General features: G+C 73.5%; 18 protein-coding genes. 9 read left to right on the top strand and 9 right to left on the bottom strand.

The features are described 5' to 3' along the window. Positions 1-10: 10 nt before the first annotated feature. The 9 genes from RB614_RS38390 to RB614_RS38430 form a co-directional block, all read right to left on the bottom strand. Positions 11-1,030: an ABC transporter ATP-binding protein gene (locus RB614_RS38390; RefSeq protein ID WP_308717631.1), complete on the bottom strand. Its 1,020-nt coding sequence runs from the start codon at positions 1,028-1,030 to the stop codon at positions 11-13. Next, entirely contained in the window at positions 1,027-1,827 is an 801-nt protein-coding gene (locus RB614_RS38395; RefSeq protein WP_308717632.1) for an ABC transporter ATP-binding protein, read from the bottom strand. The genes RB614_RS38390 and RB614_RS38395 overlap by 4 nt, the downstream gene beginning before the upstream one ends. After that, positions 1,824-2,720 (bottom strand): ABC transporter permease, encoded by an 897-nt coding sequence (locus RB614_RS38400; RefSeq protein ID WP_308717633.1) that lies wholly within the window; start codon positions 2,718-2,720, stop codon positions 1,824-1,826. The genes RB614_RS38395 and RB614_RS38400 overlap by 4 nt, the downstream gene beginning before the upstream one ends. Continuing rightward, entirely contained in the window at positions 2,720-3,733 is a 1,014-nt protein-coding gene (locus RB614_RS38405) for an ABC transporter permease (RefSeq protein WP_308717634.1), read from the bottom strand. Before RB614_RS38405 ends, RB614_RS38400 begins: the two co-directional genes overlap by 1 nt. Further along, positions 3,730-4,716: an alpha/beta hydrolase gene (locus RB614_RS38410; protein ID WP_308717635.1), complete on the bottom strand. Its 987-nt coding sequence runs from the start codon at positions 4,714-4,716 to the stop codon at positions 3,730-3,732. The genes RB614_RS38405 and RB614_RS38410 overlap by 4 nt, the downstream gene beginning before the upstream one ends. After that, positions 4,713-5,105, bottom strand: a complete 393-nt coding sequence (locus tag RB614_RS38415) for a RidA family protein (RefSeq protein WP_308717636.1) — start codon at positions 5,103-5,105, stop codon at positions 4,713-4,715. The genes RB614_RS38410 and RB614_RS38415 overlap by 4 nt, the downstream gene beginning before the upstream one ends. After that, positions 5,105-5,509 (bottom strand): RidA family protein, encoded by a 405-nt coding sequence (locus RB614_RS38420; protein WP_308717637.1) that lies wholly within the window; start codon positions 5,507-5,509, stop codon positions 5,105-5,107. The genes RB614_RS38415 and RB614_RS38420 overlap by 1 nt, the downstream gene beginning before the upstream one ends. Beyond that, positions 5,506-6,621, bottom strand: coding sequence for an LLM class flavin-dependent oxidoreductase (locus tag RB614_RS38425; RefSeq protein WP_308717638.1), 1,116 nt, complete (start codon positions 6,619-6,621; stop codon positions 5,506-5,508). The genes RB614_RS38420 and RB614_RS38425 overlap by 4 nt, the downstream gene beginning before the upstream one ends. Before the next feature lie 142 nt (positions 6,622-6,763). After that, positions 6,764-7,453, bottom strand: a complete 690-nt coding sequence (locus RB614_RS38430; RefSeq protein WP_308717639.1) for a GntR family transcriptional regulator — start codon at positions 7,451-7,453, stop codon at positions 6,764-6,766. Between the two features lie 535 nt (positions 7,454-7,988). Between RB614_RS38430 and RB614_RS38435 the strand changes: the two genes are divergently transcribed. The 9 genes from RB614_RS38435 to RB614_RS38475 all read left to right on the top strand — a co-directional run bounded on the left by RB614_RS38435 (position 7,989) and on the right by RB614_RS38475 (position 26,157). Further along, a complete protein-coding gene (locus RB614_RS38435; protein ID WP_308717640.1) occupies positions 7,989-14,735 on the top strand; it encodes an SDR family NAD(P)-dependent oxidoreductase in 6,747 nt (2,248 codons plus the stop codon). 7 nt (positions 14,736-14,742) lie between these two features. Next, complete coding sequence (locus RB614_RS38440) at positions 14,743-19,236, top strand: beta-ketoacyl synthase N-terminal-like domain-containing protein (RefSeq protein ID WP_308717641.1); 4,494 nt, start codon at positions 14,743-14,745, stop codon at positions 19,234-19,236. A gap of 16 nt (positions 19,237-19,252) precedes the next feature. Beyond that, positions 19,253-19,555: an acyl carrier protein gene (locus tag RB614_RS38445; RefSeq protein WP_308717642.1), complete on the top strand. Its 303-nt coding sequence runs from the start codon at positions 19,253-19,255 to the stop codon at positions 19,553-19,555. Next, on the top strand, positions 19,552-20,301 hold the full coding sequence (locus RB614_RS38450; RefSeq protein WP_308717643.1) for an alpha/beta fold hydrolase: 750 nt from the start codon (positions 19,552-19,554) through the stop codon (positions 20,299-20,301). The genes RB614_RS38445 and RB614_RS38450 overlap by 4 nt, the downstream gene beginning before the upstream one ends. Continuing rightward, positions 20,298-21,239 (top strand): sulfotransferase domain-containing protein, encoded by a 942-nt coding sequence (locus RB614_RS38455; protein ID WP_308717644.1) that lies wholly within the window; start codon positions 20,298-20,300, stop codon positions 21,237-21,239. The genes RB614_RS38450 and RB614_RS38455 overlap by 4 nt, the downstream gene beginning before the upstream one ends. A 13-nt stretch (positions 21,240-21,252) precedes the next feature. After that, entirely contained in the window at positions 21,253-22,944 is a 1,692-nt protein-coding gene (locus RB614_RS38460) for a hypothetical protein (RefSeq protein WP_308717645.1), read from the top strand. Next, positions 22,941-23,891, top strand: a complete 951-nt coding sequence (locus RB614_RS38465) for an extracellular catalytic domain type 1 short-chain-length polyhydroxyalkanoate depolymerase (RefSeq protein ID WP_308717646.1) — start codon at positions 22,941-22,943, stop codon at positions 23,889-23,891. The genes RB614_RS38460 and RB614_RS38465 overlap by 4 nt, the downstream gene beginning before the upstream one ends. 95 nt (positions 23,892-23,986) lie before the next feature. After that, complete coding sequence (cysD, locus tag RB614_RS38470) at positions 23,987-24,874, top strand: sulfate adenylyltransferase subunit CysD (protein ID WP_308717647.1); 888 nt, start codon at positions 23,987-23,989, stop codon at positions 24,872-24,874. Next, entirely contained in the window at positions 24,874-26,157 is a 1,284-nt protein-coding gene (locus RB614_RS38475; protein WP_308717262.1) for a sulfate adenylyltransferase subunit 1, read from the top strand. The genes cysD and RB614_RS38475 overlap by 1 nt, the downstream gene beginning before the upstream one ends. The last annotated feature ends 171 nt before the right edge of the window (positions 26,158-26,328 follow it).

Raw genomic sequence — 26,328 nt, forward strand, 5'->3', positions numbered from 1 at the left:
TCCACAGTGGTCAGTCCGGTGCGGCGCCGGCGCGCACCGCGCCGGGCCCGCGCGGAGGGGCAGTCGGTTCGCTCGTCTCGACCGGGCACGCCGCGGCGTGTCCGGGGCCGACCGGCACCAGCGGCGGCCGGGCGTGCGCGCACGCCGGCACCGCCAGGGGGCAGCGCCCGACCAGGCGGCACTGGTCGGGCAGGTCGACCGGGCTGGGAATCTCGCCGGTGAGGTGGAACCTCTCCCGGCGTACCCCCCACTCGGGCACGGGTGCCGCCGACAGCAGCGCCCGGGTGTAGGGGTGGACCGGCCGGGCGAACACCGCACCCGTGGGCCCCTGCTCGACGATGCCGCCGAGGTACATGACGAGCACGCGGTGCGCCACGCGGCGCACCACGGCCAGGTCGTGGGTGATGAACAGGTACCCGATCCGCAGCTCCCGCTGCACCCGCGCGAGCAGGTCGAGGATCTGCCCGCGCACCGAGACGTCGAGCGAGGAGGTCGGCTCGTCGAGGATGACCACGCGCGGCCGGACCGCCAGGGCGCGGGCGATGCCGACCCGCTGCCGCTGCCCGCCGCTGAGCTGGTGGGGGTACCGGTCCAGGTGGTCGGTGCGCAGCCCCACCATCTCGACCAGCTCGCGCACCCGGTCGTCCCGCTCCCGGCGGCGCAGCCGCAGGTGCAGGCGGAGCGGCTCGGCCAGCAGCGCGCGGACGGTCATCCGCGGGTCGAGCGAGGAGTTGGGGTCCTGGAAGACCATCTGCACGTCGCGGTAGACCCGGGTGAGCGCGGCGACCGGCCGGGCCCGCACCGGTTCGCCCGCCACGCGTACCTCGCCGGCGGTCGGCTCGACCAGGTGCACCAGGCAACGGGCCACAGTGGACTTGCCGGAGCCGCTCTCGCCGACCAGCGCAACCGTCTCGCCGGCCCGTACCTCCAGGTCCACGTCGTCGACCGCGACCAGCGTGCGGTGGTCGCCCAGCGCTCCGATCCGGTAGTGCTTGCGCAGCCCGCTGGCGGACAGCACGATGGCGGTCATGCCAGGCTCCCCTCGACGAGGCGGCTCGCCGCCAGCAGCTCGGCGGTGTACGGGTGCCGCGGCCGGGTGAAGACGTCCTCTGTGGAGGCCTCCTCGACGACCCGCCCGTCCCGCATGACCACGACGGCGGCGCAGGTCTCGGCGACCACCCCGAGGTCGTGGGTGATGAGCAGGGCGGTGAGCCCGCCCGCGGTGAGCGTGCCGATCAGGGCCATGATCTCGGCCTGGATGGTGACGTCGAGGCCGGTGGTCGGCTCGTCGAAGACGACCACCTCCGGCTCGCAGATCAGCGCCATCGCGATCAGCGCCCGCTGTGCCATGCCGCCGGAGAACTCGTGCGGGTACTGCCGGGCCCGGCGGGCCGCGTCCGGGATCTGCACGGCGGCCAGCGCCTCGACCGCCGCCTTCTCGGCGTCCCGCCGGTTCACCGGGCGGTGCAGCCGGCACACGTCGGCGAGCTGGCGGCCGACCGGGAGCACCGGGTTGAGCGCGGCGCGGGCGTCCTGGAAGACCATGCTGACCCGGGCGCCGCGCACCGCCCGCATCCGCCGCTCGGGCAGGGTGAGCAGGTCCACCTCGTCCAGCAGCACCCGCCCCCGCTCCACCACGAACTCCGGCGGCGCGATACGCAGGATCGAAAGCGCGGTCAGCGACTTGCCGCTGCCGGTCTCGCCGACGATCGCGGTGACCTGGCCGGCGCGGGCGGTGAAGCTCACGTCGTCGAGGACCGGCACGGCACCGCGCCGGGTGCGGAAGTGCCCGGTCAGCCCCTCCACCCGCAGCGACGCCCCGCTCATCGCCGCCGCCTCGGGTCCGCGGCGTCGTTCAGGCCGTCGCCGAGCAGGTAGAACGCCGCCGCCAGGCCGAGCACCGCCAGCCCCGGGAAGAGCGAGATCCACCACTCGCCGGAGGTGATGCCGGACTGGCCGCGCGAGATCATCGAACCCCACTCCGGCTCGCCCGGCCGGATGCCCACGCCGAGGAAGCCGAGGCTGGAGGTGACCAGCACGACCCAGGCGGCGTTGATCGACGTGTACGCCAGCAGCGGTCCGGTGCTGTTGGGCAGCAGGTGGCCGAACGCGACCCGCCAGGGCCGGCAGCCGGCCAGCCGGGCCGCCTCGGCGAACTGCCAGCCGCGCTTGGAGAGGATCTCGGCGCGGGCCAGCCGCAGGTACTCGGGCAGCCCGACGAAGGCGAGCACGGCGATGACGTTCCAGGTGCCCGGCCCGACCGCCTGCACGATGAGCATCGCCAGCAGCAGCGTCGGGAACGCCTGGAGCACCTCCAGCGTCCGCATGATCACGCCGTCGGCGACACCGCGGTAGTAGCCGGCGACCGTGCCGAGGAACGCGCCGACGGTCAGCGCCAGCGCCACCGCGGCGACGGTGATGCCAAGGTCCAGCCGGGTGGCCGCGAGCACCTGCGAGAACACGTCGGTGCCGAGCCGGTCGGTGCCGAACCAGTGGCTCCCGTCCGGCGGCGAGTACGGCTCCCCCGCGCCCACCTCGCGCGGGTCGTACGGGGTCCAGACCGCCGAGGCGGCCGCCGCCAGCAGGTACAGGCCGAGCAGCGCGAGCCCCACCCGCAGCGACAGCGAGCCGCCGCCGCGCCGGCGGGCCGGCCGCGGTCCCGCGCCGACCGGGGCCGGTGCCGCCTCCACAGTGGAGGGCTGCTTGTCGAGGAGAGTCATCACGACCTCGTCCGGGGGTCCACGACCAGGTAGAGCAGGTCGACGGCCAGGTACACCAGCACGTAGAGCAGCGCCGCGTACATCACGAAGCCCTGCAGCGCCGGGTAGTCGGCGCGGGAGATGGCCTCCAGGGCGTACTGGCCCACGCCCGGCCAGCCGAACACCGCCTCGATCAGCACCGCGCCGGAGAACGCGAAGCCGATCACCCCGCCGGAGGTGGTGACCACCGGCAGCAGCGCGTTGCGCAGGGCGTACCGGAACCAGACCCGGGCCGGGCCGGCGCCCATCGCGACCGCGGTGCGCACGTAGTCGGACTGCAGCGCCTCGACCATCGCGGTGCGGGTGACCCGGGCGACCGGGGCGAGGATGAGCACGCCGAGCGTGACGGCGGGCAGCACCAGGTGCAGGCAGGCCTGGCCGAACAGCCCCGGCTCGCCGGCCAGCAGGCTGTCGACGAGCAGGAAGCCGGTGACCCGGTCCGGCTCCGGCGTGCCGATCGGCAGCCGGCCCACCGGCCCGGGCAGCAGGTCGAGGGTGACCGAGAAGACCAGGATGAGGATCAGGCCCAGCCAGAACGACGGCAGCGCCATCCCGCCGACCGTCACGCCGCGGATGAGGAAGTCGGTCCAGCGGTCCCGGCGGATGGCCGCGAGCACGCCGAGCGGGATGCCGGCGGCGAGGCCGATCAGCACGCCCACCAGGCCAAGCTCCAATGTGGCCGGTAGCCGGCCGGCCAGGTCGGTGGTGACCGGTTGACCGGTGGTGAACGAGGTGCCCAGGTCGCCGTGCGCCAGGTCGACCAGGAACGTCCAGTACTGCACCGGCAGGGAGTCGTCCAGCCCCATCGACGCCCGGATCTGGTCGCGCAGCCGCTGGTCGGCGTCGGAGGGCATGAACAGCTCGGACGGGTCGCCGGAGAGCACCCGGGAGACGAAGAACGTGACCGTGACGACGCCGAGGGCGACCGGTACCACCCAGGCGACGCGGACCAGCACGGTGCGGGCGACCCTCATCGCGCCTCCTCCACGGCCACCGGCGCGGCCGCGGCCAGCCGCCGCGCCATCGCCGCGCCGGCCCGGGCCAGCGCCGCCGGCCCGCTGCGGATCGCCGGGTTGCCGACGAAGCCGTGCGGCACGCCTTCCACCAAAACCCATTCCACGGGTACGCCGGCCGTGGCGAGGCGGGTCGCGTACTCCTCGGCCTCGTCGCGCAGCGGGTCGGCGCCGGCGACCACGATGGTGGCCGGCGGCAGGCCGCCCAGGTCGGGGGCGCGGAGCGGGCTGGCGTCCGGGTCGCGGCGGCTCGCACGGTCCGGCAGGTACATGTCCCAGAACCAGGCCATGTCGTCGCGGCTGAGCAGCAGTCCCCGGCCGTACCGGCGGTAGGAGGGGCGGTCCAGGTCGCAGTCGAGCACCGGGCAGATCAGCAGCTGGTGGGCCACCGGTGGGGCGGCGCCGTCGCGGGAGCGCCGGGCCAGTGCGGCGGCGAGCGCACCGCCGGCGCTGAGACCGCCGACCGCGAGGACCTCTGGCAGGGGTACGCCGTCCGGTGTGGACAGTCCACTGGCGAGCTTGCGGAGGGCGGCCGTCGCGTCGTCCAGCGCGGCGGGAAACGGGTGCTCCGGCGCGAGCCGGTAGTCGAGGCTGAGCACCGCCACCCCGGCCCGGAGCGCGATGGCCCGGCACACACCGTCGTTGATCTCCAGGTCGCCGAGCGCCCAGCCGCCGCCGTGCAGGTACAGCAGTGTGGCCGCCTCCGCTCCGGTGGCCGGCCGGTAGAGCCGCGCCGGGCGCGGGGCGCGTTCGCCGGGCAGGGTCAGGCCGGTCACCCGTACCCCCGGGTCGATGTCCGGCGGCGCGGGTGGCCGGCGGACCCGGGCTCGGGCGACCGCCAGCCCGGCCAGGTGTCGGGGTGCCAGCCCCAGCGCCTGGACCTCGGCGACGGCGCGGGCCGCGTCCGGGTCGGTCAGCCGGGGGTCGGGCCGGAGCGCGGTCATGGCAGTACCGCCACCGCGTCGATCTCGACCAGCGCGCCCGGCTTGGCCAGCCCGGCCACGGTGACCAGCGCGCTGGCCGGCGGGGTGAGCCCGGCGAAGCGGCGCTGGCGGGCGGCGACGATCGCGCCGACGTACACGTTGTCCACTGTGTACGCGGTGACCCGCACGACGTCCGCGAGCCCGCCCCCGGCGGCGGCCAGGATCGCCTCGATCTGCTGCCAGACCCGCTCCAGCTGCCCGTCGATGTCGCCGGGGGCGACGAGCTCGCCTTCCGGAGAGAGCGGGAGCTGGCCGGCGACGTACAGGGTCCGTCCACCGTGGACGACCACGCCCGCGGAGAACGAGGGGTGGCGGTAGAAGCCCTCCGGCAGTACCGCTTTTCCGGCCATCACGCTCTCCTCTCCGGCGGCACCACGGCCACCACGTCGATCTCGACCAGCAGTTCGGGGTCGGCCAGCCCGGCGACGACCAGGAACGTGCTGGCCGGAAACCGTCCGGGCGGGAAGTGCCGAGCGCGTTCCCGCCCGATGGCCTCGCGGTGCGCGAGGTCGGTGGTGTAGGTCGTCAGCTTCACGATGTCGGCCAGGCCGGCGCCGGCCCCGGCGAGCACGGCCCGGATGTTTCGCCACACCTGGGCCGCCTGGGCCGCGATGTCGCCGGCGCCGACCACCTTGCCGTCGCTGTCCCAGGCGACCTGTCCGGTGAGGAAGACGGGTACGCCGGGGCGCAGCACCGCGTGGGTGTACGCGGCGACCTCGCGCACGCCGGGCGGGTTGACGTAGCGGGTGGTCATGCCGGGCCGCCCACGCCGGCGGCGGCGCCCGCCGCGTTGGTGCGCACGCCGTGGCCGGCCAGCAGCGGCGCCACCCGCTCGCCGACGGTGCGCAGGTCGTCGACGAAGTCCGGCACGATGACCGTGACGCCGTCCAGGTCGGCGTCCTTCACGAGGCCGGCGAGCTGCCGGGCGATGCTCTCCGGCGAGCCGACCACGGCGCCGTCGCCGACCGCGGTGGGGCGCTCGGCGCGCTGGGCCATGCGCCGGCGCATCGTGTTCTCCCGCACGTCGGTGGCGTACTCGCCGGCCTGGCGGCGCAGCGCCTCGACGTCCACCCCGGCGTTGAAGTGGTCGACCCGGGCCCGCGCCGCCTCGTCGGTCTCCCCCGGTACGACGGTGAACAGCCCGTACGTCTTGGTGGTGCGGCCGAGCTCGGCGGCGATCTGCTTGGCCCGCAGGCCGGTGCGGACCAGGCTCTGCGGGTTGTTGCCGGAGATGAAGCAGCCGTCGCAGTTGGCGATGGTGAAGCGAAACCCGGTGTCGGAGGTGCCCGCGCAGATGACCTGCGGCGGCTTGACCGGTTTGGGGTTGGAGACGCAGTCGGTGAGGGTGAAGAAGTCTCCACTGTGGTCGACCCGCTCCTCCGTCCAGAGTCGACGCGCCACGGTGATCCACTCCCGGGCCAGCGCGTACCGGCCGTCGTGGCTCAGGTCCCGCCACAGCCCCATCTGCCCCTGGTCGTACGGGTTGGAGCCGGCGACCAGGTTGAGCCCGAAGCGGCCGCCGGAGATCTGGTCCAAGGTGGCCGACATCTTCGCCACCACCGCCGGGTGGAACACCATCGTGTGCACGGTGGCCCAGATCCCGATCCGGCTGGTCGCCTCGGCCAGTCCGGCCATCGTGGTCATCGACTCGAGCGTGAAGTCCCAGTGCCGGGTGCTGCCGCCGTACCCGCGCCACTTCGCCATGCTGAGCGCGAAGTCCAGGCCCAGCTCCTCGGCGAGCAGCGTCACCTCGCGGTTGTAGCCGTACGTCGACCTGATGTCGGGGCTGTTGACCGACGGGATCCAGCCGCCGTTGCCGACCGGGATGAAGACTCCCAGCTCGATCGTCTTCTCGCTCACGCTCATTCGTCGCTCCGATCGCGTTCGTATCGCGGCGGCGGCCTGATGGCGCGCAGGGGTCACCGCCGCCGTGGCGCGGGACTGTGTGTGGATGCCGTTCGTCTACAGTGGACGACGTAGGGATCGCGCGGGACGGGCGCGGACGGGGTCAGTCGGTGGTCGTGCCGGCGGCGCGGCTACGGCACAGCGCCTCGACCGCGTCCCACGTTGGGGCGAGGTGCCGCAGCGTGGCCTCGGCGGCGGCGTCGCCGTCGCGCCGGCTCAGCGCCGCCAGGATCGGCCGGTGCTCCTCGATCCCCTGCTCCACCCGGGACGGGACGGTGCCCAGGGCGGTCATGATCACAACTCGGGAGGCCACCCGCAGCGGCGCGAGGATCGCCGCCAGGCGGGGCGCCTTCGCGGCCGTGGTCATGTAGTCGTGGAAGTCGGCGTTCAACGGGAGGTAGTCGCTGGCCGCGGTGACCCGCTCCAGCTGGTCCTGGATCGCGTGCAGCGTGGCGAGCTCGGTGTCCGTGACCCGCTCGGCGGCCAGCCGGGCGCACAGCGGCTCCATGAACTCCATGAGCTGCCGTATCTCCAGGAACTCGTCCAGCTCGATCAGGCGCACCCGGGCGCCGCGGTGCGCGTCCAGCGCGATCAACCCCTCGGCCGCCAGGTCGCGCAGCGCCTCCCGGACGGGGGTGACGCTCACGTGCATCGACTTCGCGATCGAGGCCTGGTGGAGCTTGGCGCCGGGGGCGAGGTCGCCGCTGGTGATGGCCTCGCGAAGGGCCAGCTTGACCCGCTCCTGGACGGTGTCTCCGGGTTTGGCGTCAGGCAGCAGGTAGCGGGTAGCCACGGGGCGCGGACCTCCTCTGCCCGATCCAGTTGTCACGATGCTGTCTGGCCCCCGGGAGCGTGGAGGACCGCCACCGCCTCCGGTGACCGCGCCATCGCCATTGACGACGCCTTTACCTCAAGAGCCGCTGAACCTCAAGTGCGACTCGCCCTGCTAGCTAGATTCGAATTTATCTGCGAGCCGCTGCCGGGACAAGACGATCAACGTGAAGCTCTTGGTGCGGCCCTGTTAAGCAGCCATTTCGCCGCCACCTCGGGACCTGGGCTCGGCGCTCCGGGACACCGGCCGGCCCGCGGACCGGCCCGGGTCTCATCTCGACTGGGTCATATCGCCCAGCAGCGGTCATGCCGTGAACTGCGGAAACGTCCCCGGGGACGGGCTTCGCCCAACTTATGTTCTTCGGTTGAAAAAGAGCACTTAACTGCCGAGTAACAGACGGAACCTACGTTGGCACCCAACGTGAGATCGATTCACGTGAGTCCGATGTGGACATCTTGGACCGCACGTCAGGGCCCCACCTACCAGCGAGGTTCCGATGGCTGCTGCCCGGGTTCCGTTCGACCTCGTCATCGCCATGACCCCATGCGGTGGCGCCGAAACCAGTCCACGCCTCGTCGCCGCGGCGCGCGCGGGTGGCGGCGTGGGGGTACTCGACCTGGCCGGCGGCGGCGACCGCGCGCTGTCGGCCCTGACCGAGGCGGCCACCGGCCCGATCGGGGTCCGCGTGCCCGCCGGCTGCGTCGCCGAGCCCTCCGATGTGGAGCGTGCCGCCGGCGGGCAGATCGAGCTCGTCGTCCTCCCGGTGGACAGCGCGTGGCCGGTGGCCGGGGCGGCCGGGCGGTTCCGCCTGCTGGTCGAGGTGACCAGCCACGACGAGGCCCGCGCCGCCGCGGCCGCCGGAGCGCACGGGCTGATCGCCCGCGGCGCGGAGTCGGGCGGGCGGGTCAGCGAGCTGAGCGCGTTCGTGCTGGCCCAGCGGCTGCTCGCCGACGAGACGCTCGGCCTGCCGGTGTGGGTGGCCGGCGGCATCGGCCCGCGCACCGCGGCGGCCTGCGTGGTCGGCGGCGCGGCCGGCGTGGTACTCGACAGCCAGCTCGCCCTGATGCCCGAGTCCGAGCTGCCCGACGAGGCCCTCGCCGCGATCCGCCGCATGGACGGCTCCGAGACCGTCCTCATCGGAGAGCAGCGGGGGCTGAAAGTGGACGGCGACCTGCTCCCGGTCGGTACGGACGGCTGGCTGGCCTCGGTGTTCACGCGGCGATGGCGGGACACCCGCGCCGCGGTGCGCGGCATCCGGGCGGCGATCCTGGACGCGCTCGACGGCGATGCGGCCGGCCGTACGCTGGCGCCGGACGCGCCGCTGGCCCAGGCCCTCGGCATCCGGATACCGGTGGCCCAGGGCCCGATGACCCGGGTCAGCGACGAGGCCCCGTTCGCCGCGGCGGTCGCGGCCGACGGCGCCCTCCCGTTCGTCGCGCTCGCCCTGGCCGACGCGGAGCAGTCCCGCCGCATGCTGACCGAAGCGGCCGCCGCGCTGGGCGAGGCGCCGTGGGGCGTGGGCGTGCTCGGGTTCGCCCCGGAGGAGCTGCGGGCCGCGCAGATCGAGGTGATCAGGGAGGTACGGCCGCGCTGCGTCATCATCGCCGGTGGCCGCCCGGCCCAGGCCAAGGCGCTGGAGGCCGAGGGGATCGCCGCGTTCCTGCACGTGCCCTCCCCCGTGCTGCTCAAGCAGTTCCTGCGGGCCGGCGCGCGCCGGTTCGTCTTCGAGGGCGCCGAGTGCGGCGGGCATGTCGGGCCGCGCACCAGCTTTCCGCTCTGGGAGGCCCAGTTGGCCGTCCTGGAGGAGTTCCTCGACGAGCATCCGGCCGAGGCCGGCGCGGTGCAGGTCTTCTTCGCCGGCGGCATCCACGACGCCCGGTCGGCCGCGATGGTGGCCGCGCTGGCCGCGCCGCTGACCCGGCGGGGCGTGCGGATCGGCGTCCTGATGGGCACCGCGTACCTGTTCACCCGCGAGGCGGTCGACTGTGGAGCGGTCCGGCCGCTGTTCCAGCGCGCGGCGCTGGAGGCCACCGGCACGGCGCTGCTGGAGACCGCGCCGGGGCACGCCACGCGCTGCGTGCACAGCCCGTTCGTCGACGACTTCCACCGGCTGCGCACCGAACTGGAGGCCGCCGGCGTGGAGAGCCGGCAGATGTGGGAGCACCTGGAGACGCTCAACGTCGGCCGGCTGCGCATCGCGAGCAAGGGGCTGCGCCGCGAGGGCGACCGGATCGTGGCCGTGGACGAGGCGGTGCAGCACACCGAGGGCCTGTTCATGGCCGGCCAGGTGGCGGTGCTCCGTACGGAGCGGACGACCGTCGCCGACCTGCACCGCGGCGTCACCGCGGCGGCGGCGGACTTTCACCGGGCCAGGGTCGCGGCCCTGCGGGACGAGCTGGCGCTCGACGAACCGGCCGGCCAGCCGCCGTCCCCATTGGACATCGCGATCGTCGGCATGTCCTGCGTCTTCCCCGGCTCGCCGGACCTGGCCGCGTTCTGGCGGACGATCCTCGACGGCCGGGACACGATCACCGAGGTACCGGCCGACCGGTGGGACGTCGAGCACTACTACGCCCCCGAGGTCGGCCCCGGCCAGACCGGCCGGATCAGCGTCTCCAAGTGGGGCGGCTTCATCGACCCGGTGCCGTTCGACGCGATCCGGTACGGCATCCCGCCCGCCGCGCTGGCCAGCATCGACCCGACCCAGCTGCTCGCCCTGGAGCTGTCGCACCGGGCGCTGGTCGACGCCGGATATCCGTACGACGCCCCGGGCGCCGACCACTCGCGCACCGGCGTGATATTCGGCGCCGAGGCGGGCAGCGACATGGCGAACGCGCAGACGCTGCGCACCATGCTCCCCGCGTACCTCGGTGAGGTGCCGGCCGGGCTGGAGGAGCAGCTGCCGCGGGTCACCGAGGACTCGTTCCCCGGGATCCTGGCCAACGTCATCGCCGGCCGGGTCGCCAACCGGCTCGACCTGGGCGGGCCGAACTTCACTGTGGACGCCGCCTGCGCCTCCTCCCTCGCCGCGCTGGACGCGGCGTGCAAGGAGCTGGCCACCGGCGGCAGCGACCTGATGATCTGCGGCGGCGCCGACCTGCACAACGGCATCAACGACTACCTGATGTTCACCTCGGCGCACGCGCTGTCGCCGACCGGGCGCTGCCGCACCTTCGACAGCACCGGCGACGGCATCGCGCTCGGCGAGGGCGTCGCCTGCCTGGTGCTCAAGCGGCTGGCCGACGCCGAGCGCGACGGCGACCGGATCTACGCGGTGGTCAAGGGGGTCGGCGCCTCCAGCGACGGCCGCGCGCTCGGCCTGACCGCACCGCGCCCCGCCGGGCAGCGCCGCGCGCTCGACCGGGCGTACCACCACAGTGGCGTCTCCCCCCGCGACGTGGAGCTGGTCGAGGCGCACGGCACCGGCACGGTCGTCGGCGACCGCACCGAGCTGGAGACGCTGACCACGATGTTCCAGGAGGCCGGCGCCGAGCCCGGCGGCTGCGTACTGGGGTCGGTGAAGTCGCAGATCGGGCACACCAAGTGCGCCGCCGGGCTGGCCGGCGTGATCAAGACGGTGCTGGCGCTGCACACCGGCGTCAAGCCGCCGACCAGCAACCTGAGCCGCCCCAACCCGGCATGGGACCCCGAGCGCAGCCCGTTCGTCTTCCACACCGCGCCCCGCCCCTGGCTCACCCCACACGAGCGGCGGTACGCCGGGGTGAGCGCGTTCGGCTTCGGCGGCACCAACTACCACGTCGTCCTGGCCGCGCACCCGGGCGCGCCGCAGCCTCGGCACGCGCGCGACGAATGGCCGGCCGAGCTGTTCTGCTTCCGCGGCGCCGACCGCGACACCGCGTACCGCGCGGTCGAAAAGCTCGTCCAGCTCGCCGAGGGCCGGACGCGGCGGCTGCGCGACCTGGCCGCGGCGCTCGCCCGCGAGTCGGACCCGCGCGGCGGGCCGGTACAGGTGGCGGTCGTCGCGCGGGACGTCGACGAGCTGCTGCGGCTGCTGCGGCGGGCGCTGGCCGGCGAGCACGCGCCTGGAGACGGGCTGGTGCAGCCGCCGTCGCCGGCCGGGGGCAAGGTGGCGTTCCTCTTTCCCGGGCAGGGCAGCCAGCGGCCCGGCTCGCTCGCCGAGCTGTTCGTGGCGTTCCCCGACCTGCGCCGCTACCTCCACCTTGGACAGTGGTGGGCCGGCACGCTCTTCCCGCCCTCCGCGTTCGACCCCGAGGCGGCCCGCGCGCAGGAGGATCGGGTACGCGACACCCGGGTCGCCCAGCCGGTGCTGGGCATCGGCGGCCTCGCCGTCGACCACCTGCTGCGCCGCCTCGGCGTACGGCCGGACATGGCGGGCGGGCACAGCTACGGCGAGCTGGTGGCGCTCTGCGTCGCCGGCGCGTACGACCCGGCGGCCCTGCTCGCCCTCAGCCGGGACCGCGCCGCCTCGATCCTCGCCGCTGCCGGCGACGACCCGGGCACGATGGCCGCCGTCGCCGCCGCGCCCGCCCAGGTGCACGAGGTGATCGCCACAGCCGGCCTCACCGGCGACGTCGTCCTGGCCAACCACAACGGACCGGCGCAGGTGGTGATCTCCGGCCCCACACCGGCGGTACGGTCGGCGACCGCCGCGCTGAAGGCGGCCGGGCTCTCCGCCCGCGCCATCCCGGTCGCGTGCGCCTTCCACAGCCCGGTCGTGGCCGCCGGCGGGGAGCGCTTCGCCGTCGCGCTCGCCGGCCAGCCGGTGGCCGCGCCCCGGATCCCGGTGTGGGCCAACCGGACCGCTGCGCCGTACCCGGCCGGCGCCGACGCGGTCCGGGCCGAGCTCGCCGCCCAGATCGGCGCGCCGGTGCGCTTCGTGGAGCAGATCGAGGCCATGTACGCGAGCGGCGCGCGGGTCTTCGTGGAAGCCGGCCCGGGCGGCGTGCTGACCAAGCTGGTCCGCGCGGTGCTCGGTGACCGGCCGCACCTCGCGGTGGCCTGCGACGGCCAGGCCGGCGAGGGCCTGCGCGCCTTCCTCACCGCGATCGCCGAGCTCGCCTGCGCCGGGGTACCGGTCCGGCCCGGCTGGCTGTTCCACGGCAGGACCCCGGCGGAAAGCGGGAGCGCCGAGCCCGCTGACCGCCCGATGTGGACGGTCGACGGTCAGCTCGTCCGGGACAGCAACGGGGACAGCCTGCGTGGCGGCATGGCGCCCCCTCGACGCATCAAGGAGTTGTCGATGAACGGGTCCAACGGATCCACCGGCCGGGACAGCCGGGACGAGCTGCTGAGCGATTTCCTGCGCACCAGCCGGGAGATGATCGCGTCCCAGCGCGACGTCCTGCTCGCGTACCTCGGCGGGGGCGGGCAGCTCGTCTGGCAGCCCGCCCCGGTGCCGGCGCCGGCCGCGATTCCCGCGGCGGTCGCTACGCTGGAGCCGGAGCCGGAGCCGGCCGCCCCGCCCGTCCAGGCCGTAACGCCGGCGGCGGCCGTCGAGCCGGCACCGGCCACACTGGACTTCCAGGGCTCGGTGCTGGCGGTGATCAGCGAGCGGACCGGCTATCCGGTGGACCTGATCGAGCTCGACCTGGACCTGGAGGCCGACCTGAGCGTCGACTCCATCAAGCGGGCCGAGGTGGCCGGCGAGGTGGCCGCCCGGCTAGGACTCTCCACCGAGGGCGACGAGTCCGAACTGGAGGATCTGGTCAAGGCCCGCACGGTACGCGCGATGGTCGCCTGGCTCATCGAGAAGGTCGCCGGCGCCGGCGCCGGCGCTGCGGGCGGTACGGGCGTCGCGGCGTTATCGGCTGGGCCGGACGCGACCGGCCCGCCGTCCGGGTCCGCCGGCGTCCCGCCCAAGCGCCTGGTGACCACGCTGGTGCCGCTCGGCGAACCGGCGGACCAGCCGGCCGGCCCGCTCGCCGGCGCGACGTTCGCCGTCGCCGCCGAGCCGGAGCAGGTGCGTGCCATGGCCGATCTGCTCGCCGCGCACGGCGCCACGGTGCGGGCGGCGGATCCCGGCGACGAGGCGGCCGTCGACGGCGCGGACGGGCTGCTCCTGCTCGGCGAGGCGGCCGCGCTGCCCGGATCGTTCCCACTGGTCAAGCGGGCCCTCGCCGGCGGCGTCCGCTGGCTGCTCGCGGCCACCGGCGCCACCGGCGGCGACGGCTTGCGCGGCCTGTTCCGCACCGCCGCGCGCGAGTATCCACAGTGCACCGCCCGGCTGCTGGTGGCCGACGGCGACCCGCCCGGCGCGCTTGTCGAGGAGCTGCTGAGCGGCGGCGACGCGCCGGTCGTCCTCCGCGCGGACGGCGGCCGGTACGGGTACGACCTCGTGCCGCGGGCCCTCGGCGCGCTCGCGGCCGGCGGCGCCGGGCCGGCCGGCGACGGCGTGGCGGAGGCTCAGGCGATCGGGCTCGACCGCGACTCCGTCCTGGTCATGTTCGGCGGTGCGCGGGGCATCACGCCGTGGTGCGCCCGCGCGCTCGCCGCCGCCAGCGGCTGCCGCCTCGAGCTGGTCGGCCGTACCCCGCTGCCGAGCGGCCCGCAGAGTCCGGAGCTGGCCGGTGTGGACGGTGCCGAGCTGCGCGCGGCGCTGGCCCGGCAAGGGCTGCGCGCACCCGCCGAGATCGAGCGTGCCGCCCGCGCCGTCCTGGCCGGGCGGGAGGTCGAGGCGACCCTCCACGAGCTGCGCGAGCTCGGCGCCGAGGCGCGGTACCACGCGCTGGACGTGCGCGACGAGGAGGCGGTGCGTCGCCTGCTCAAGACGCTCCACGCCGAGCACGGCCGGGTCGACGGGCTGGTGTACGCGGCCGGCGTCATCGAAGACAAGCTGATCGCCGACAAGACCCCGGAGTCGTTCGCGCGGGTCTTCGGCACCAAAGTGGAGGGTGCCCGGGCGGTGCTCGGTGCGCTCGACGGCCTCTCCCCCGCCCCGCGGTTCGTGGTGCTGTTCGGCAGCATCGCCGCCGCGTACGGCAACCGGGGCCAGAGCGACTACGCGGCCGCCAACGACGCGCTCGACATGCTCGGCGCGCGCTGGGCGGCGGACACCGGCAACCGCTGCCTCACCGTCCACTGGGGACCGTGGGCGCCCGGGCCCGGCCACGGTGGGATGGTCACCGCCGAGCTGGGCAAGGAGTACGCCCGCCGCGGCATCGACCTGATCGACCCCGAGGAGGGCGCGCTCTGCCTGCTGCGCGAGCTGGCCTGGGGTGACCCGACCACCACGTCGGTGGTCTACACGGCGTCGGGGTGGTGAGGCGCCGGTGACGGCAACGACCGGGCACCAGGTCGCCATCGTGGGGATGGCCGCGCTGATGCCCTCGGCGGGCACGCTGGAGCAGTACTGGCGCAACCTCGTCGACGGCGTGGACGCGATCAGCGACGTGCCGCCACACCGGTGGGATCCCGCGTTCTACGAGCCGGACGAGGCACACCGGCCGGACCGGCTGTACTGCCGGCGCGGCGGGTTCGTCGACGACCTGGCCACGTTCGACCCGCTCCGGTTCGGCATCATGCCGGCCTCGGTCGGCGACGTCGAGCCCGACCAGCTCATCGCGCTGAAGGTCGCCGCCGCGGCCATCGACGACGCCGGCGGCCCGGAGCGCATGCCGGCCGGTGACCGGGTGGGTGTCATCCTCGGCCGGGGCGGCACGCTCAGCCCCGCCCAGGCGCGGTACGCCACCCGGGTGCGGGTACCCACCCAGCTCGTCCAGGTGCTGCGGGAGGTGCTGCCGGACGTCGACCCGGACCGGATCGACCTGGTGCGGCGCCGGTTCGAGGAGCGGCTCGGCCGGCACCAGCCGGAGGGCACGATCGGCATCGTCCCCAACCTGGCCGCCTCCCGGATCGCGAACCGGCTCAACCTGCGCGGCCCCGCGTACACAGTGGACGGCGCCTGCGCCTCCTCGCTGCTGGCCGTGGACCAGGCGATCGCGGAGCTGAACGGCGGGCGGCTGGACGCGGTGCTCGCCGGCGGCGTCCACCACACCCACGACATCAGCTTCTGGTCGGTCTTCAGCCAGCTCGGCGCGCTGTCCCGGCGCGGCGAGATCCGCCCGTTCGACGCGGGCGCGGACGGGCTGCTCATCGGCGAGGGTACCGGCATCGTGGTGCTCAAGCGCCTGGCTGACGCGGCGCGCGACGGCGACCGGGTCTACGCCGTGATCCGCGGCAGCGGCACGTCCAGCGACGGGCGCGCGGCGAGCATGTTCAACCCGGCCACGGCCGGCCAGGTGCTGGCGATCCGGCGGGCCTGGGCCGCGGCCGGGCTGGACCCCACCGCGCCCGACGCGCTCGGCCTGCTGGAGGCGCACGGCACCGCGACACCCACCGGCGACGCCGCCGAGCTCACCACGGTGGCCGAGGTCTTCGGACCGCACCGGGGAGACGCCCGTCCGGTGATCGGCTCGGTGAAGTCGATGATCGGGCACACCATGCCGGCCGCCGGCGCCGCCGGCCTCATCAAGGCCGCCCTCGCCGTCCACCACGGGGTACTGCTGCCCACCCTGCACTGCGACGCGCCGCGCCCGGAGCTCGCGCAGACCCGGTTCGCGCCGATCCCCTCGGCCCAGCCGTGGGAGTCCGACGGGCCGCGCCGGGCCGGCGTCAACGCGTTCGGCTTCGGCGGCATCAACGCGCACCTCGTGCTCGAACAGGCACCGGACACAGTGGACGCCTACACGGCCGGTCCCGGCGTACCCACCCGGGCGGTCGCGGTCGACCAGCCGGACGAGGTGCTCTGGCTGGCCGCACCCGACCCGGCGGCCCTGGCCCGGCTGCTCGACGGCGACGGCGCGGCGGTACGCGCGGCCGGAATCGCGGGAAACGGCGCGGCGGGCACCGCCGGAGGGTGCCGGCTCGGCGTGGTCGGTCCCGACGAGCGGCGGCTGGCCGTGGCCCGGCGCGCGGTCGCCGCCGGTGCCCCCTGGCGGGGCGCCCGGGACGTCTGGTTCAGCCCGCGGCCCCTGCTCGCCGGTCCCGCGGCGGGCCGGCTGGCGTTCGTCTTCCCCGGCCTGGAAACCGAGTTCGAGCCGCGGACCCGGGACGTCGCCGCCCGCTTCCGGCTCGCCGACCGGGACTGGACGGCGATGGACCTGGGCCGGCACGGCGCCGGCGTCATCGAGGTGGGCAAGCTGCTCGACCAAGCGCTCGGCCACCTCGGCGTACGCCCGGACGCGGTCGCCGGCTACAGCCTCGGCGAGTGGGCCGCGGCGGCCACCACCGGGCAGGTCAGCGCGTCCTCGATGGACGAGTTCCTGACACTGTTCGACGCGGCCTCGGTGGAGGTCTCCGGCTACGCGTTCGCGGTGGCCGGCGCGCCCGCGCAGCGGATCACGCCGCTGCTCGACGAGTACCCCGGCGTGGTGCTCTCGCACGACAACACGCCGTCGCAGTGCGTGGTCAACGGGCCGGAGTCCGAAGTAGACCGACTCGTCCAGGCCCTGCGGGCGCGGAACGTGCTCTGCCAGAAGCTGCCGTTCCGCTCGGCGTTCCACACGCCGCGGTTCGCCACCGGACTGCGGGCGATCGGCGACGCGCTGCGCCGCTCCGAGGTGCGCCCGCCACGGGTACCGGTCTGGTCGGCCACCGTCGCGGCGCCGTTCCCGACCGAGCCGGAGCGGGTACAGGAGCTGTTCGTGCGGCACATGCTGGAACCGGTCCGGTTCCGCGCGCTCGTCACCGCGATGTACGACGCGGGTGTGCGGGTCTTCCTCCAGGTCGGCACCGGGCAGCTGGCCTCGCTGATCGGCGACAACCTGCGCGGGCGCGACCACCTCGCGATGCCGGTCAACGTGCCGCACCGCGCCGGCCTCAACCAGCTGCGCCGGGTCGCCACCGCCCTGTGGGTCGAGGGCGGCACGCCGGACCTCGCCGCGCTCGACCCGGCACCAGCCACCGCCCGCCCGGCCCGGAAGGGCCCGGTGGTCAAGCTCGACCTCGGCGGCTCGCTGGTCAGCCTCGGCGACGGCGCCGGCGACCTGCTCGGGCACGACAGCCCACCCGTACCGGCGGCCCCGCGCCGCCCCGAGCCAGTGCCCGGTGCAGCGCTGTCCACGTTGGACCGGCTGGCCGGGCAGTCGAGCGCCGCCGCCGAGCTCGCCGCCCTGCTGCGCGACACGGCCGGCAGCGCGGTCACGGTCCTGCAGGCCGCGGCGCGCCCACCGGCCGCTCCGGTGCGGCCCGCGCCCCGACCGCCGGCGCCGCCCCAGCCGTACCGGACGGTGCTGCGGGCCAGCCTGGAGACCATGCCGTACCTGCGCGACCACTGCTTCTTCGTACAGCCCGAGGACTGGCCGGACATGGCCGACCGCTGGCCGGTAGTGCCCGCGACCACGGTCGTCCAGCACATGATGGACGCCGCCGAGCGGGCCGCACCCGGGCAGCGCGCGGTCGCCGTGCGGGACGCCCGGTTCAACCGCTGGATCATCGCCGCGCCGCCGCAGGACATCGCCATCACCGTGACGCCGGCCGGACCGGGGCGGATGTCCGTCCAGTTCGGACCGTACGCCCGCGCCACGGTCGAGGTCGCCCCGGAGTATCCGGCGGACCGGCCCGAGCCCTGGCGGCACGACCCGGCCACCGAACGGCCGACACCGGTCAGCGCCGCCGAGATGTACGCGGACCGGCTGATGTTCCACGGCCCGCTCTTCCAGGCCGTCACCACCGTGCACGCGCTCGGCGAGCGGCACGCCCGCGGCCTGCTCACCACCCCCACGCCGCCCGGGGCCCTGCTCGACAACGCCCTGCAGCTGATCGGCAACTGGCTCGTCGCCACCCAGCCGTCCCGGACCGTCGCGCTCCCGGTCGGCCTCGGCCACGTACGGTTCTTCGGCCCGGCGCCGGCCGCCGGCACCCCGGTCGAGTGCGTGGCCCGGGTCGGGTCGATCGACGACACGCAGATCGTCGCCGCCGCGCAGCTCATGGTCGGCGGGCGGGTGTGGGCGCAGATCGACGGCGTGCTCGACCGGCGGTTCGACAGCCACCACACCGCCAAGCCGGCCGAGCGCTTCCCGGAACGCCATCCGATGTCGCTGCGGCAGCCGGAGGGCTGGGCGATGGCGTTCGACTGCTGGACCGACCTGGTCACCCAGGGCATGGCGGCACGCGCCGTCCTCGGCAACACCCGGTACGCCGACTACGAGCGGCAGCCGCCCGGACAGCGCAAGGGGTGGCTGCTGGGGCGGATCGCCGCCAAGGACGCGGTCCGGTTCCGGCTGTGGGAGGACGGCCACGAGAACGTCTACCCGATCGAGCTGACCGTGACGAACGACCCGGACGGGCGGCCCCGGCTGCTCACCTCGCCGATGCGCGACTACCGCGCCTGCGACGTCTCCCTGGCGCACACCGGCGAGATCGGCGTGGCGATCGCCAAGGCGCGCGAGCCGGCTACGCCGGACGACGCTCCGGGCGTGGGGATCGACGTCGCCGAGATCATCGAGCGCCCGCCCAGCACCGTCGACTTCGCACTGTCCGAAAGGGAAAGGGCGCTCCTCTCCTCCCTAGGCGGTGATGCCACCGAGTGGTTCGCCCGCTTCTGGACCGCCAAGGAAGCCGCCGGGAAGGCCGAGGGCACCGGGCTCGCCGGCAACCCGCGCCGGTTGGCCGTGGTGGCGGCCACGCCGGACGTACTCACCGTAGAGGTCTCCGGCCGCACCTACCGTGTCGGTCATCGCATCGTGCACAACCCCGACGACCTGCCGCCGCGGCGGTACGCCGTCGGCTGGACATGGGGGCCCCTGCCTACCGGCGGGGCGTAGCAGAAGGGAACAGCACATGGGTGTGGAGGAGGGCGACATCCTCGCGGAGGTCGCCAACATGCTACGGGCCGTCCTCGGCGAGGCCGCCGACGAGGACATCACGATGGACACCACGTTCCGGCACGACCTGGAGATGGAGAGCATCGACATCGTCGCGCTCGCCGGCCGGCTCCAGGCGCGCTACGGCGACGCGGTAAACCTCGCGCAGTTCGTCGCCGCCCTCGACCTGGAGTCGGTGCGCGACCTGCGGGTCGGGCAGCTCGTCGCGTTCATCGCCGGCGCGCTCCCGGAAGCCGACCCGGACAAGGTGCCGGCGTGAACACCGTACGGGCCAACGGGATCGCGGTACACGTGGCACAACTGCCGCCCGCCGGCGACGAACCAGCGCCGCCCACCGCCGTGATGATCCACGGCATGGCCGGAGACACGCTGGCGAGCTGGTACTTCACGCTCGCCAAACCGGTCTCCGACGCGGGGCTGCGAGTCGTCGCGTACGACCTGCGCGGGCACGGGCACACCGAGCGGCCGCTCACCGGGTACACATTGGACGACTTCGTCGACGACCTGGACGCGTTGCTTGACGCGATCGGCGTCACCGGCCCGGTGCACCTGCTCGGCAACTCCTTCGGCGGCACGATCGCGTTCGCGTACGCGATCCGCCGGCCGGAGGCGGTCGCCACGGTCACCACCATCGAATCCTCCCCGCCCACCCCCGCCTGGTTTCACCGCGTCGCGTACCGGTTGAGCCAAGCCGGCCAACCCGGCCGCCGGCTGGCCGCGGCCCGCGAGTTCGTCGGCGCGACCAGTGTGGCCCGGGAGCTGCCGGCCAGCCGCCTGCCCGGCGACGCGCTGATCGCCGCCATCACCTGCCCGGTCCTCTGCGTCTACGGCGGGCACTCCCGGGTCGGCGAGCTAGCGCCGGACATCCGGCGGCTGCTGCCCCACGCCGACGTCGTGGTCGTACCCGGTGAACGGCACTCGCTCCTCGTCGACCGGCCGGAGACTGTGCGCGAGGTCGTGCTGCCCTGGCTGCTCCGGCATTGCGCGAAGGAGGTTGTGCGATGAACGGCGTGCCCGGCCGCGCGATCATCATCAGCACCGGCCGATGTGGATCGACGCTCCTCTCCGACCTGCTGCATGAGGACTCCGGCACGCTGTCGGTCCAGGAGTTCTTCATGACGGCCGCGCTGCTCGCGCCGGACGACGACGTGCTCTCCGGCGCCGACTACTGGACGCTGCTCAGCAGCCCCAAGCCCGACCTGTCGACGCTCTTCCGGATCGGCATGCCGCCGAAGGAGGTGCACTACCCGAGCGACGGGCGTTGGGGCGGCGACCTGACCCGGCTGCCGTGGATCCTCGCCATCACACTCTCGAAGCTCACCCCCGACCCGGACCGGCTCTTCGACGCGCTCGCCGAGCACGTGCCGGCGTTTCCCCGCCAGCGGGTCTCCCGGCACCACGAGTCGTTCCTGGACCTGCTCAGCACGCTCGGCCGCAAGCGGCGCTGGGTGGAGCGGTCCGGCGGGTCCAGCTACGTGGCGCCGTACCTGCTGCGCCACTACCGCGACGCGAAGGTCGTGTACCTGACCCGAAACTGGGAGGACACCGCGCAGTCGATGAGCCGGCACCCCTCGTTCCAGCTCATCCAGCTGCGCGTGGAGTCGCTCGGCGCGCACGGCCTGGACCCGTTCCGGGTCACGCCGGACACGGCCGTTCCCGAAGCCCTCGAACGCTACCTGCCCGACCGGTTGACCGCCGACACGCTACGCGAGCGGGGCCGCGACGTGCGCCGGTACCTCGGGCTGTGCGCCTTCATGACCGCGCAGGCGGAGCAGGCGCTCGGCGACGCCCGGCTGGAGCACCTGCTGACGATGCGCTACGAGGACCTCGTCGAGGCGCCCGTGGCCGAGCTGACCCGGCTGGGGCGGTTCCTGGATCTCGAAGACCCCGACGGGTGGGCGGCGAGGGTGGCCGGCCGCGTCGGTGTGCCCGTACGCGCTTAGGAGAGGACGTTCCTTGAGGAGATTGCTCGCCGCCGTCGCGACCGCGCTGGTGGTCACGCCGCTCACCGCCGCGCCCGCCGCCGCGGGCCGTCCGCCCGAGTTCCGGTACGAGCTGCTCGCGAAAGCCCAGCCGGACGAGTGCTTCAACGGCGTCGGCCAGCCATATCCGGCCGGACCGCCCTGTGCCGAGGGTCAGTCCAAAGTAAACCAGGCGTACGTGTGGGGCATCACGCTCACCGGCAACCGGCTGTGGTTCGGCACCGGCGCCAACCTGCACTGCCTCACCAGCGGGCGGACGCTTGACGCCCGGGAGCCGTCCCTGAACGACGACTGGGTCTGCGAGTACGGCGAGAGCCAGATCGCCAAGCGAAACCCGAACCTGCCGCCGTACCTCGGCGACCACCGCATGCCCCGGCTCTACACGTACGACGTACGCTCCCGGACCCTGACCGAGAAGACCGCGGCGGTGACCGCGTCCCCCGCCGGGCTGCAGCTCCTGCAGGGCACCGCCGGCATCCGGGCCGCCGGCTCCCACCAGGGCGTGGTGTTCTTCGCCGGCCCGGGGATCAACGCCACGATGAACATGTTCGCCTTCGACGCGGACACTGGCGCGTTCCTCGGTGCCCGAAACTTCGCCGAGTACGGCAACATCCGGCATTTCCTGGTGAGCGGTGGCGTGCTGTACACCGGCGTCGGGGTCGGCGGCAACGGCGGCGAGGGTGGGCACGTGCTGCGCTGGACCGGCAGCAAGGCCGACCCGTTCGCGTTCGTGACGGTCGCCGACCTGCCCGCCCAGCCAGCGGACCTGGCTGTCCACGATGGACGGGTGTTCGTCAGCACCTGGCCGGGCGCGGCCTCCTCGGGCGCGGCCGACGCCGACCCGGCGCCGGCGCCGAGCCCGCTCGCGAGCGTGTGGATGAGCCCGCCGCTGTCGGCCGGCGAGCCGGGCCTCAACCCCGCGGACGCCGGTGGGTGGACGCAGGTGTGGTCGGTGACCGAGTACGAGCCGGACCTCATCACCGCCCACACGTACGCGCTGGGTGGGCTCGCGTCCTACGGCGGCTACCTCTACTGGGGCACGATGCACGTGCCGCTGAAGGCCACCACGACGCACATGACGTTCTATCCCCCGAAGGACGAGGCGGCCACCCGCGCCGCCATCGAGAACACCCAGCGGGCGATCTCCGTCTTCCGCGGCAAGGACCTCGGCGGCCGCCGGGAGAAGGTCGAGCTGCTCTACGGCGCCGCGCAGCTGCCCAAGTTCGACCCGGAGGCCGCGGGCGGTGTGGGCGCGTGGTCGGCGGCTTCGACCGGATACACCCCGAAGTACGGCCCGTCCGGTTTCGGCGAACGGTTCCTCAACTACACGTGGAAGATGGTGGTGGCCGAGGGGAAGCTCTTCGTCGCCACGATGGACTGGAGCTACCTCGCCAGATACCTGAACTCCGGCACCGGCGGGGCGGAGGAGCCGGCTCCCACGTACGGCGGCGACCTCTACGTCTTCGACTCGCCCAACCGGCCGGCCCGCGCGGTCGACAAGGCCGGCCTGGGCAACTATCTCAACTACGGCATCCGCAACATGGTGGCTTCCGGATCCACGCTCTACCTCGGCATGGCCAACCCGATGAACCTGCGCACCAACCCGGACGACGACGTACCGGAAGGTGGCTGGGAACTCGTCAAGCTGACCGTCGACTGTAGATGAACAAGCTCGGATGGGTGGCGGCGGTGACCGCCGTGGCTCTTCTCGGCACCGGGTGCGACGCCATCCGCCGGTACGAGAAACCTCCGCCGCCACCCTTGCCGACCGGATCGTCCGCGCACACGACCACAGTGGACGGGCGCGAGCGCACGTTCCGGGTGTACCGGCCGGCGTCGCTGCCGGACTCCGGTGCCATCCCGCTCGTCGTGATGCTGCACGGCGCGCTCGGCGGCGGCAGCCAGGCGGAGTCCTCGTACGGCTGGAATCCCGTCGCGGACCGGGAGGGTTTCGTCGTGGCGTACCCGGACGGTCTCAACCACGCGTGGGCGGTCAGCGACGGCTGCTGCGGCCCGCCCGCACGGGAGGGCGTAAACGACGTGGCGTTCGTCGCGCGGGTGGTCGCGATCGTATCCGGCCAGGTGCGGGTCGACCCGGCCCGCGTCTACGCGACCGGCATCTCCAACGGCGGCATGCTCGCCTACCGGCTGGCCTGCGACACGACCACGTTCGCGGCGATCGGGGCGGTATCGGCGACGATGCTCGACCCGTGCACCGCGCCCGCACCGATATCCGTCATCCACATCCACGGCACCGCCGACCGCACCATCCCGTACCAGGGCGGCCCGGGGCGGCGCGACAACGACGGTACCGGTCGCGTCCCGGCCCGGATCGACGGCCCGCCGATACCCGCCGTGGTGGACACCTGGCGCCGGGTCGACGGATGCGGCGCACCGGCGAGCAGTACGGCCGGCCCGGTCACCCGGGCGGTGTCGAGCTGCCCGGACGGGCGGGCCACCGAGCTTGTCACCATCGCCGGGGCCGGGCACCAGTGGCCCGGGTCGACTCCGCCGGGTCCGGTCGCTCGCCGGCTCGGGCTGGACGAGCCGTCGTCCGCATTGGACGCTACCGGCACCATCTGGTCGTTCTTCGACTCGCACCCCCGACCCTGACTCAGGTCGCCGCCCTGACTCGCGTCCCCTGACCTGACTCGCGTTCCTGACCCTGACCCCGCAGCTTCGACCGTAGGGAGCCGGCCTTGCATCGAATGTCGCATGTGGACCAGCTTGAGGCCGAGAGCATCTTCATCATGCGTGAGGTGGTCGCTGAGTTGGAGCGGCCGGTGTTGTTGTTTTCGGGTGGTAAAGACTCGATCGTGATGCTGCGGTTGGCGGAGAAGGCGTTCGCGCCGGCGCGGGTTCCGTTTCCGGTGATGCATGTGGATACCGGTCACAATTTTCCGGAGGTGATCGCGTTCCGGGATGCGCGGGTGGCTGGGTTGGGCTTGCAGTTGGTGGTGGCCAGCGTCCCGGAGGCCCTGGAGGCGGGGTTGGTGCGGGAGTCGGGGGATGGTTCGCGTAACCGGATCCAGACGCCGGTGTTGCTGGCGGCGGTGGAAAAGTACCGGTTTGATGCGTTGTTTGGTGGGGCGCGGCGGGACGAGGAGAAGGCTCGGGCCAAGGAGCGGGTGTTCTCGTTCCGGGATGATTTCGGGCAGTGGGATCCGAAGAACCAGCGGCCGGAGTTGTGGTCGTTGTACAACGGTCGGCACCATCCGGGTGAGTCGATCCGGGTGTTCCCGTTGTCGAACTGGACCGAGTTGGACGTGTGGCACTACATCGCCGCCGAGGGGTTGGCGTTGCCGGAGATCTACTACGCGCATGAGCGTGAGGTGGTGGATCGGGCCGGGATGTTGTACGCGGTCAACGAGTTCTTGGCGGCCCGCCCCGGCGAGATCGTGTTCACCGAGACGGTCCGGTACCGCACGGTCGGTGACGCCTCCTGCACGGCGGCGGTCCGTTCGCGGGCGGACACGGTGGCCGCGGTGATCGAGGAGGTCGCCGCCACGCGGATCACCGAACGCGGCGCGACCCGCGGCGACGACCGGGTCAGCGAGGCGGCGATGGAAGACCGTAAGCGGGAAGGCTACTTCTGATGAGCGTGCCCGTGCTGGAGACCCGCACGATGGACCTGCTGCGGTTCGCGACCGCCGGTAGCGTCGATGACGGCAAGTCGACGTTGATCGGTCGGCTGCTGTACGACACCAAGTCGCTGTTCACCGACCAGTTGGAGGCGGTCGAGGCGGTCAGCGCCGCCCGCGGGGACGAGTACACCAACCTGGCCCTGCTCACCGACGGGCTCCGCGCCGAACGCGAACAGGGCATCACCATCGACGTGGCCTACCGCTACTTCGCCACCCCGCGGCGCAAGTTCATCATCGCCGACACCCCCGGCCACATCCAGTACACCCGCAACATGGTCACCGGCGCCTCCACCGCCGACCTGGCCCTGATCCTGGTCGACGCCCGTAAAGGCCTGGTCGAACAATCCCGCCGGCACGCGTTCCTGTGCTCGCTGCTACGCGTGCCCCACCTCGTGCTGTGCGTCAACAAAATGGACCTGGTCGACTGGTCCCAACAGGTCTACGAACGCATCGCCGACGAGTTCACCTCCTTCGCCGCCAAACTCGAAGCCCCCGACCTGACCGTCATCCCCATCTCCGCCCTACACGGCGACAACATCGTCACCCGCTCCGAGCACAGCCCCTGGTACGAAGGCCCCTCCCTGCTACACCACCTCGAACACGTCCACATCGCCTCCGACCGCAACCTGGTCGACGTCCGCTTCCCCGTCCAATACGTCATCCGCCCCCAATCCACCACCATCACCGACTACCGCGGCTACGCCGGCCAGGTCGCCTCCGGCGTCCTCAAACCCGGCGACGAGATCATGGTCCTACCCTCCGGCTTCACCAGCCGCATCACCAGCATCGACACCGCCGACGGCCCCGTCACCGAGGCCTACCCACCCATGTCCGTCACCATCCGCCTCCAAGACGAAATCGACATCTCCCGCGGCGACCTCATCTGCCGCCCCCACAACGCCCCCACCACCACCCAAGACATCGACGCCATGATCTGCTGGATGGACGAAACCCGCCCCCTCACCGTCGGCGGCAAATACACCGTCAAACACACCACCCGCACCGCCCGCGCCATCATCCGCAGCCTCCAGTACCGCCTCGACGTCAACACCCTCCACCGCGACGAAACCGCCACCCAACTCGGCCTCAACGAAATCGGCCGCATCCGCCTACGCACCACCATCCCCCTACTCGCCGACCCATACCGCCGCAACCGCACCACCGGCGGCCTCATCCTCATCGACGAAACCACCAACCGCACCGCCGCCGCCGCCATGATCACCGAAACCACCTAACCCCCACACCACAACCCCGCAGCCGCACCCCATCCGACAGCCCTACCAGCGGCGATCAGCCGAACGGCCCCCTCCGACAGCGACCGCCGGTCGTCAATCCAGAAAGCTCTCAACCTGCACGCACAAACAGGGCAACTCCAGAGCCGCTTCAGACAACCACCCGGCCGGCCC

This window comes from Phytohabitans maris, assembly GCF_031085175.1.
GTDB classification, from domain to species: Bacteria; Actinomycetota; Actinomycetes; order Mycobacteriales; family Micromonosporaceae; genus Phytohabitans; species Phytohabitans maris.

Excerpts from the sequence above, each read along its gene's own strand:
- RB614_RS38390 (WP_308717631.1), bottom strand. The coding sequence starts at position 1,030 with ATGACCGCCATCGTGCTGTCCGCCAGCGGGCTGCGCAAGCACTACCGG.
- RB614_RS38395 (WP_308717632.1), bottom strand. The coding sequence starts at position 1,827 with ATGAGCGGGGCGTCGCTGCGGGTGGAGGGGCTGACCGGGCACTTCCGC.
- RB614_RS38400 (WP_308717633.1), bottom strand. The coding sequence starts at position 2,720 with ATGACTCTCCTCGACAAGCAGCCCTCCACTGTGGAGGCGGCACCGGCC.
- RB614_RS38405 (WP_308717634.1), bottom strand. The coding sequence starts at position 3,733 with ATGAGGGTCGCCCGCACCGTGCTGGTCCGCGTCGCCTGGGTGGTACCG.
- RB614_RS38410 (WP_308717635.1), bottom strand. The coding sequence starts at position 4,716 with ATGACCGCGCTCCGGCCCGACCCCCGGCTGACCGACCCGGACGCGGCC.
- RB614_RS38415 (WP_308717636.1), bottom strand. The coding sequence starts at position 5,105 with ATGGCCGGAAAAGCGGTACTGCCGGAGGGCTTCTACCGCCACCCCTCG.
- RB614_RS38420 (WP_308717637.1), bottom strand. The coding sequence starts at position 5,509 with ATGACCACCCGCTACGTCAACCCGCCCGGCGTGCGCGAGGTCGCCGCG.
- RB614_RS38425 (WP_308717638.1), bottom strand. The coding sequence starts at position 6,621 with ATGAGCGTGAGCGAGAAGACGATCGAGCTGGGAGTCTTCATCCCGGTC.
- RB614_RS38435 (WP_308717640.1), top strand. The coding sequence starts at position 7,989 with ATGGCTGCTGCCCGGGTTCCGTTCGACCTCGTCATCGCCATGACCCCA.
- RB614_RS38445 (WP_308717642.1), top strand. The coding sequence starts at position 19,253 with ATGGGTGTGGAGGAGGGCGACATCCTCGCGGAGGTCGCCAACATGCTA.
- RB614_RS38455 (WP_308717644.1), top strand. The coding sequence starts at position 20,298 with ATGAACGGCGTGCCCGGCCGCGCGATCATCATCAGCACCGGCCGATGT.
- RB614_RS38465 (WP_308717646.1), top strand. The coding sequence starts at position 22,941 with ATGAACAAGCTCGGATGGGTGGCGGCGGTGACCGCCGTGGCTCTTCTC.
- cysD (WP_308717647.1), top strand. The coding sequence starts at position 23,987 with ATGTCGCATGTGGACCAGCTTGAGGCCGAGAGCATCTTCATCATGCGT.
- RB614_RS38475 (WP_308717262.1), top strand. The coding sequence starts at position 24,874 with ATGAGCGTGCCCGTGCTGGAGACCCGCACGATGGACCTGCTGCGGTTC.